The 9294-nt window shown below is 42.0% G+C and carries 1 protein-coding gene; it reads right to left on the bottom strand.

The genetic code is table 11. The annotated features are described in order from the left end of the window. Nucleotides 1-35: 35 nt before the first annotated feature. The gene (locus BWD162_RS00735) at nucleotides 36-9050 is read right to left on the bottom strand and encodes a YadA-like family protein (protein ID WP_153300976.1); all 9015 of its coding nucleotides are present in this window, start codon (nucleotides 9048-9050) and stop codon (nucleotides 36-38) included. Nucleotides 9051-9294: the final 244 nt, after the last annotated feature.

Raw genomic sequence — 9294 nt, 5'->3', positions numbered from 1 at the left:
TTTTGCGCATGGCCGTGTTAATTCTTATGGAATTATTAGTTTAATGTAAAGCTTATTCCTGCTCCTACGCCCCAGTGTCCTCCAGAAGTAGTGAAGGAAAGGTTGGAATGGGTGTTTCCATCTTCAGATGTGTAGCCGGCACCAAAGGCAGCTCCGGAGTGGTTGCGCCATATACCATTACCAAATGCAACACTGAGTTTTCCAGGTATATCGTTGTAGCGTAAGTTAGCTACAGCTAATCCGATAGCTGCTGCTTGTCTTGCTTCTTTTTGGACGTTTTCAATCTTATAATTTAAGGCCTCAAACTTCATATCAGTATAGGCGTTGGCTTGTGCAACAGCATCACCGACTATATTCTCTATTTTTTTATCTGTATACTTGTTGGCATCCGCAAGAACAAGAGCCATCTGTTCTTGAACATAATCGTGCAATTGACCACCATTAACTGCCTGCTTTGAGCCTTTTTCGACTTTACCATCTGCAACATTGTCAATGGTTACAGGTGTGTCATCATCAGCACCTACTAAAGTGATGCTATTAGTTTTGTTGCCTTGTTTATCTTTGTCATAGGTGACAAACCCATCAGTAAGGATGTCAATATTGTTGACCATATCATCAACTTTGTTTTCAAGACTATCAATCTTCTCATTCGTCGCCCAAAGTTGATCACCTGTGACTACATCAGTAGAACCCTTTTCAATAGCACCATTTGCTACATTAGTGATCTTACCAACCTGACCATTATGGCTAGCATCATAGGCATTTTTCTCGTTATCCCAACTTATGCTAGAATTCACTGAAGAGCTCGTCTGAGTTTCAACATGCTTAATACGATCATTAAGGCCAGACATACTATTATTAACAGCATCAAAGGCTTCAGCTACATTATGATATGCTTGTTTTCCATTCTTGTTCTGTGCGTCAAAATCCGTAATTGTAAACGTTGGATCCGTCCATTTTCCATCCTGATACCCAGCTCCTCCACCAAAATAAGTTGCTAGCTGTTTATTCACCTCATAAAGTTGATTACCTGTTATCGCTTCTGTTGACCCTGCTGAAACATCCCCCTCTGCTAAGCCAGTAAGCTTGCGGAAACCTTTACTATTGTTAGCAATAGAAATCTCATCACCACCTGTTTTGGCTCCAATTGTGATTACATTCGACGATTCATCTTGTGCTATAAGACTATTACTGACCGCAGTCGTAACACCTTCAACCTGCTTAGAAAGAGCTGTCAACGTATTATCAACACCTACAAAAGCAGAAGCAACATTATCATACTCCTTGCTCTGAATTTTATATGTTGGCGCTATATCTTCTAGTACACTTGCTCCACCCCCCAAATACTTATTAATACTCGCATCTAAAGTTAAAATATCCTTCCCAGCCTTCTCAACAATAGCATTGAGCGGATCAAATTTCTGCTCAACCTTATGAAGCTGCTTACCTGAAACTGCATCTGTTGAAACTTCCGAAACATCTCCATCAGCCAAACCAGTAAGTTTACGAGCTTTTCCTTTACTATTAGTGATATTGATCTTACTGCCTTCTACTTTACCTCCAATGGTGATTACCTTCGTATCTGAGTGCTGTGCTATAAGGCTGTCATCCCCAATACTTTCAACCTTATCAAACTTCTCATAAAGATCTGTCAACGTATTATCAACACCCTTAAAAGCAGCTTCAATACCTATATGATCTTGATCCTGAATGGTATAAATAGGTGCTGTACCCTTCAGTACATCTGCTCCTCCTCCTAAAAACTCATTAATATTCGCACCTAAAGTTGAAATATCCTCCCCAGCCTTCTCAACAATAGCATTGAGCGGATCAAACTTCTGCCCAACCTTATGAAGTTGTGAACCTGTGACCGCATCTGTTGAACCTGCTGAAACTTGCCCATCGGCTAAACCAGTGAGTGTGCGAGCTTTTCCTTTACTATTGGTAATATTGATCTTACTGCCTTCTACGTTCCCACCTATCGTAATCAACTTCGTACCTGAATGCTGTGCTACAAGGCTGTCATCTCCAACACTGTTTTGCAAGCTATCAAACTTCTCATAAAGATCTGTCAACGTATTATCAACACCCTCAAAGGCTGATGCAATACTATGATACGGATTGTCCTGAATAGTATAAGTCAGTTCTGTACCTGAAAATATGTTTACTCCACCCCCTAAATACTTATTAATATTCGCCTCTAAAGTTGAAATATCCTTCTCAGCCTTCTCAACAATAACATTAAGTGGATCAAACTTCTGTTCAACCTTATGAAGTTGTGAACCTGTTATCGCTTCTGTTGACCCTGCTGAAACATCCCCCTCTGCCAAGCCAGTAAGCTTGCGGAAACCTTTACTATTGTTAGCAATAGAAATCTCATCACCACCTGTTTTGGCTCCAATTGTGATTACATTCGACGATTCATCTTGTGCTATAAGACTATTACTGACCGCAGTCGTAACACCTTCAACCTGCTTAGAAAGAGCTGTCAACGTATTATCAACACCTACAAAAGCAGAAGCAACATTATCATACTCCTTGCTCTGAATTTTATATGTTGGCGCTATATCTTCTAGTACACTTGCTCCACCCCCCAAATACTTATTAATACTCGCATCTAAAGTTAAAATATCCTTCCCAGCCTTCTCAACAATAGCATTGAGCGGATCAAATTTCTGCTCAACCTTATGAAGCTGCTTACCTGAAACTGCATCTGTTGAAACTTCCGAAACATCTCCATCAGCCAAACCAGTAAGTTTACGAGCTTTTCCTTTACTATTAGTGATATTGATCTTACTGCCTTCTACTTTACCTCCAATGGTGATTACCTTCGTATCTGAGTGCTGTGCTATAAGGCTGTCATCCCCAATACTTTCAACCTTATCAAACTTCTCATAAAGATCTGTCAACGTATTATCAACACCCTTAAAAGCAGCTTCAATACCTATATGATCTTGATCCTGAATGGTATAAATAGGTGCTGTACCCTTCAGTACATCTGCTCCTCCTCCTAAAAACTCATTAATATTCGCACCTAAAGTTGAAATATCCTCCCCAGCCTTCTCAACAATAGCATTGAGCGGATTAAACTTCTGCTCAACCTTATGAAGTTGTGAACCTGTGACCGCATCTGTTGAACCTGCTGAAACTTGCCCATCGGCCAAACCAGTGAGTGTGCGAGCTTTTCCTTTACTATTGGTAATATTGATCTTACTGCCTTCTACGTTCCCACCTATCGTAATCAACTTCGTACCTGAATGCTGTGCTACAAGGCTGTCATCTCCAACACTGTTTTGCAAGCTATCAAACTTCTCATAAAGATCTGTCAACGTATTATCAACACCCTCAAAGGCTGATGCAATACTATGATACGGATTGTCCTGAATAGTATAAGTCAGTTCTGTACCTGAAAATATGTTTGCCCCACCTCCTAAATACTTATTAATATTCGCACCTAAAGTTGAAATATCCTTCTCAGCCTTCTCAACAATAACATTAAGTGGATCAAACTTCTGTTCAACCTTATGAAGTTGTGAACCTGTTATCGCTTCTGTTGACGCTATTGAAACATCCCCCTCTGCCAAGCCTGTAAGCTTGCGCAATCCTTTACTCTTGTTGGCAATGGAAATCTCACCGCCCTCTACATCCTTACCAATCGTGATTACATTCGACGATTTATCTTGCGTTACAAGACTATTACTGACCGCAGTCGTAACACCTTCAACCTGCTTAGAAAGAACCGTCAACGTTTCATCAACACCCTGAAAAGCTGCTTCAACACCTGTACGACCTTGGCCCTGAATTTCATACTTCGGAGCTGTACCCTTCAATACATCTGCTCCACCCCCTAAAGAATCCTTAATATTCTTATCCAAGGTTAAAATATCTTTCTCAGCCTTCTTGACAATAACATTGAGCGGATCAAACTTCTGTTCAACCTTATGAAGCTGCTTACCTGAAACTGCATCTGTTGAAACTTCCGAAACAGCCCCCTCTTCTAAGCCTGTAAGTTTGCGCAATCCTTTACTCTTATTGGCAATGGAAATCTCTTTACCTTCTACTTTAGCACCAATGGTAATCTTATGCGTTTCTTTCTCTTGATGCACAATGAGACTACCTTCCACACCTTCAACCTTCTTAGAAAGACCTGTCAATGTTTCATCAACACCCTTAAAAGCTGCTTCAACACCTGTACGACCTTGGCCCTGAATTTCATACTTCGGAGCTGTACCCTTCAGTACATCTGCTCCTCCTCCTAAAGAAGCATTAAGATTCTTATCCAAGGCTAAAATATCTTTCTCAGCCTTCCCGACAGTGCCACTCAACTTCTCAACGCTTTGCTTGACCCCGTGAAGCTGTTTACCTGAAACTGCATCTGTTGACCCTGCTGAAACAGCCCCCTCTTCCAAGCCTGTAAGCTTGCGCAATCCTTTACTCTTGTCGGCAATGGAAATCTCTTTACCTTCTACTTTACCCCCAATCGTGATCAGGCCCGAACTTTCTTGCGCTACAAGGCTGTTCTTTTCCACCTCACCAATCTTACCAGAAAGCTGTGTTAATGTTTCATCAACTCCCTGAAAAGCTGCTTCAACACCTGTACGCTTTTTATTCTGAATGGTATAAATAGGCGCTGTACCTGAAAATACGTTTGCTCCTCCTCCTAAAGAAGCATTAAGATTCTTATCTAAAGTTGAAATATCCTCCTTAGCTTTATTAACAGTGCTACTCAAGCCCTCAGCATTTTGCTTGACCTCATGAAGCTGCTTACCTGTGACCGCATCTGTTGAAGTTTTCGAAACATCCCCCTCTTCCAAACCTGTAAGCTTGCGCAATCCTTTATTCTTGTTGGCAATGGAAATCTCACCGCCCTCTACATCCTTACCAATCGTGATTATATTCGACGATTTATCTTGCGTTACAAGACCATTACTGACCGCAGTCGTAACACCTTCAACCTGCTTAGAAAGAACCGTCAACGTTTCATCAACACCCTGAAAAGCTGCTTCAACACCTGTACGACCTTGGCCCTGAATTTCATACTTCGGAGCTGTACCCTTCAATACATCTGCTCCACCCCCTAAAGAATCCTTAATATTCTTATCCAAGGTTAAAATATCCTTCCCAGCCTTCTCAACAATAGCATTGAGCGGATCAAACTTCTGTTCAACCTTATAAAGCTGTTTACCTGAAACTGCATCTGTTGACCCTGCTGAAACAGCCCCCTCTGCCAAGCCTGTAAGCTTGCGCAATCCTTTACTCTTGTTGGCAATGGAAATCTCTTTACCTTCTACTTTAGCACCAATCGTGATCAAGCCCGAATCCTCTTGTGCTACAAAGCTGTTCTTCTCCACCTCACTAATCTTACCAGAAAGCTGTGTTAATGTTTCATCAACACCCTGAAAAGCTGCCTCAACACCTGTACGACTTTGACCCTGAATTTTATACTTCGGAGCTGTACCTGAAAATACGTTTGCTCCTCCTCCTAAAGAAGCATTAAGATTCTTATCTAAAGTTGAAATATCCTCCTTAGCTTTATCAACAGTGCTACTCAACTTCTCAACGCTTTGCTTGACCCCGTGAAGCTGCTTACCTGAAACTGCATCTGTTGAAACTTCCGAAACAGCCCCCTCTTCTAAGCCTGTAAGTTTGCGCAATCCTTTACTCTTATTGGCAATGGAAATCTCTTTACCTTCTACTTTAGCACCAATGGTAATCTTATGCGTTTCTTTCTCTTGATGCACAATGAGACTACCTTCCACACCTTCAACCTTCTTAGAAAGACCTGTCAATGTTTCATCAACACCCTTAAAAGCTGCTTCAACACCTGTACGACCTTGGCCCTGAATTTCATACTTCGGAGCTGTACCCTTCAGTACATCTGCTCCTCCTCCTAAAGAAGCATTAAGATTCTTATCCAAGGCTAAAATATCTTTCTCAGCCTTCCCGACAGTGCCACTCAACTTCTCAACGCTTTGCTTGACCCCGTGAAGCTGTTTACCTGAAACTGCATCTGTTGACCCTGCTGAAACAGCCCCCTCTTCCAAGCCTGTAAGCTTGCGCAATCCTTTACTCTTGTCGGCAATGGAAATCTCTTTACCTTCTACTTTACCCCCAATCGTGATCAGGCCCGAACTTTCTTGCGCTACAAGGCTGTTCTTTTCCACCTCACCAATCTTACCAGAAAGCTGTGTTAATATTTCATCAACTCCCTGAAAAGCTGCTTCAACACCTGTACGCTTTTTATTCTGAATGGTATAAATAGGCGCTGTACCTGAAAATACGTTTGCTCCTCCTCCTAAAGAAGCATTAAGATTCTTATCTAAAGTTGAAATATCCTCCTTAGCTTTATTAACAGTGCTACTCAAGCCCTCAGCATTTTGCTTGACCTCATGAAGCTGCTTACCTGTGACCGCATCTGTTGAAGTTTTCGAAACATCCCCCTCTTCCAAACCTGTAAGCTTGCGCAATCCTTTATTCTTGTTGGCAATGGAAATCTCACCGCCCTCTACATCCTTACCAATCGTGATTATATTCGACGATTTATCTTGCGTTACAAGACCATTACTGACCGCAGTCGTAACACCTTCAACCTGCTTAGAAAGAACCGTCAACGTTTCATCAACACCCTGAAAAGCTGCTTCAACACCTGTACGACCTTGGCCCTGAATTTCATACTTCGGAGCTGTACCCTTCAATACATCTGCTCCACCCCCTAAAGAATCCTTAATATTCTTATCCAAGGTTAAAATATCCTTCCCAGCCTTCTCAACAATAGCATTGAGCGGATCAAACTTCTGTTCAACCTTATAAAGCTGTTTACCTGAAACTGCATCTGTTGACCCTGCTGAAACAGCCCCCTCTGCCAAGCCTGTAAGCTTGCGCAATCCTTTACTCTTGTTGGCAATGGAAATCTCTTTACCTTCTACTTTAGCACCAATCGTGATCAAGCCCGAATCCTCTTGTGCTACAAAGCTGTTCTTCTCCACCTCACTAATCTTACCAGAAAGCTGTGTTAATGTTTCATCAACACCCTGAAAAGCTGCCTCAACACCTGTACGACTTTGACCCTGAATTTTATACTTCGGAGCTGTACCTGAAAATACGTTTGCTCCTCCTCCTAAAGAAGCATTAAGATTCTTATCTAAAGTTGAAATATCCTCCTTAGCTTTATCAACAGTGCTACTCAACTTCTCAACGCTTTGCTTGACCCCGTGAAGCTGCTTACCTGAAACTGCATCTGTTGAAACTTCCGAAACAGCCCCCTCTTCTAAGCCTGTAAGTTTGCGCAATCCTTTACTCTTATTGGCAATGGAAATCTCTTTACCTTCTACTTTAGCACCAATGGTAATCTTATGCGTTTCTTTCTCTTGATGCACAATGAGACTGCCTTCCACACCGCCAACCTGTTTAGAAAGCTCTGACAACTTACTATCAACACCAGCAAAGGCAGAACCAACATCATGATGACCCTTGCTCTGAATCATAAACGTTGGCTCTGTCCATTTACCACCCTCATATGCAGCTTTTCCACCTAAATACTTCGCAATCGTGCTATTCGTCTCATAAAGCTGCCCACCAGTAATCGCTTCTTTCGAATCTTCTGAAAGCTCTCCATCAGCCAAACCGGTAAGTTTCCGCTGCTCTCTACTACTGTTGGCAATAGAGATCTCACCGCCCTCTGCTTTAGCACCAATGGTAATCGTATGCTTTTCTGGATCTTGCACCACAAGGTTTGTACTGCCTTCCACACCTTCAACCTTCTTAGAAAGCTCCGACAACTTACTATCAACACCGGCAAAGGCAGAACCAACATCATGATGATCCTTGCTCTGAATTTCATACGTTGGCTCTGTCCATTTACCACCCTCATACGCAGCTTTTCCACCTAAATACTTCGCAATCGTGCTATTCGTTTCATAAAGCTGCCCACCAGTAATCGCTTCTTGCGAATCTTCTGAAAGCTCTCCTTTAGCCAAGCCGGTAAGTTTCCGCTGCCTTCTACTACTGTTGGCAATAGAGATCTCACCGCCCTCTGCTTTGGCACCAATGGTAATCGTATGCTTTCCTGGATCTTGCACCACAAGGTTTGTACTGCCTTCCACACCTTCAACCTTCTTAGAAAGCTCCGACAACTTACTATCAACACCGGCAAAGGCAGAACCAACATCATGATAACCCTTGCTCTGAATTTCATACGTTGGCTCTGTCCATTTATCACCAACACTACCATCATACGCAGCTCCTCCACCTAAATACTTCGTAATCGTGGTGTTCGTCCCATAAAGCTGCGAGCCATTGATTGCATCTGTCGATGCTGGTTTAATACTTCCACCTTTTACACCCAAAATAAAACGACCATGACCATCTTCATTCGAAATGTTAATAACCTCGCCCCTCGTTTTACCTCCAATCGCGATCTGCCCTTGGCTGTTGAGGTAAATTAGATCCGGATCTCCTCGTATTCCATCTTGTGCTGGTAACGCTTTTAGCTGAGCAACATTCACTGCATCAGTATCTTTACCATCAGCAACACGTGCACCCGTTGTATTAACAGACCTCGTATTAACAGACCAATTGATAGGATTATTTTCTTCTAAAAACCAATCCCCTGCCACTCCATCAATTGAAGCATGTGTACTCGCACTTGCTAAAGCATTTACTGAAGCATCAGCCTCACAACTACTCTCAAAGAAATAACCACTAGAACCATCAGAAAGCTGATTTGCGGTCAGTTTCTTAGATTTCTCCGCAGATACTTTCTTACCCCATCTTGATGGAGTACGGCTCACAACCTGATCTACCCCACAAAAACGACTACCATTAGCCACCCCAACACGCCCATGACCAACGTTTGCAGAAACCACACCCGCACTTACACTTTGAACTGTCGCCCCCGTTGAAGAGAGATGAGAAGCAAAAACCGGAGAAACGCTCGATAAAAGAGCAGCCATTACCACCCCTAACGAAGCAGCTCTCACCAAAGACACCTCAGAAAGAAGCTTTTGAGAATTGAAGCTTTTATTTTTTAGAGTGATATGTACCTTTTTCATAATAAATCTTTCAAAAATAAAAAACATCAAAAAAAATGCATTTGAGCCATTTAAAAGTCACAATTGGGCGCTAGTTAATTTGATGGTAGGTTTTGTATTGTGAAAATAAACATAAAAATGAACCAGAGAGTGAAACTAATTTTATGTGCTAAAAACAAAAATGTAGTCTTTTAGCTTTTAAATTAGGTTCCTCACATTAAGAACAATTAGTAAGGAGAGTAATCATTTAAGGTCTTATCCTTAC

Origin of the sequence: Bartonella sp. WD16.2 (genome assembly GCF_002022505.1) — a bacterium.
Lineage (GTDB): Bacteria > Pseudomonadota > Alphaproteobacteria > Rhizobiales > Rhizobiaceae > Bartonella.
This window is presented reverse-complemented; position numbering and strand designations above follow the sequence as displayed.

Bases quoted from the DNA above. Each gene is read 5' to 3' on its own strand.
- BWD162_RS00735 (WP_153300976.1), bottom strand. From the start codon at position 9,050: ATGAAAAAGGTACATATCACTCTAAAAAATAAAAGCTTCAATTCTCAA.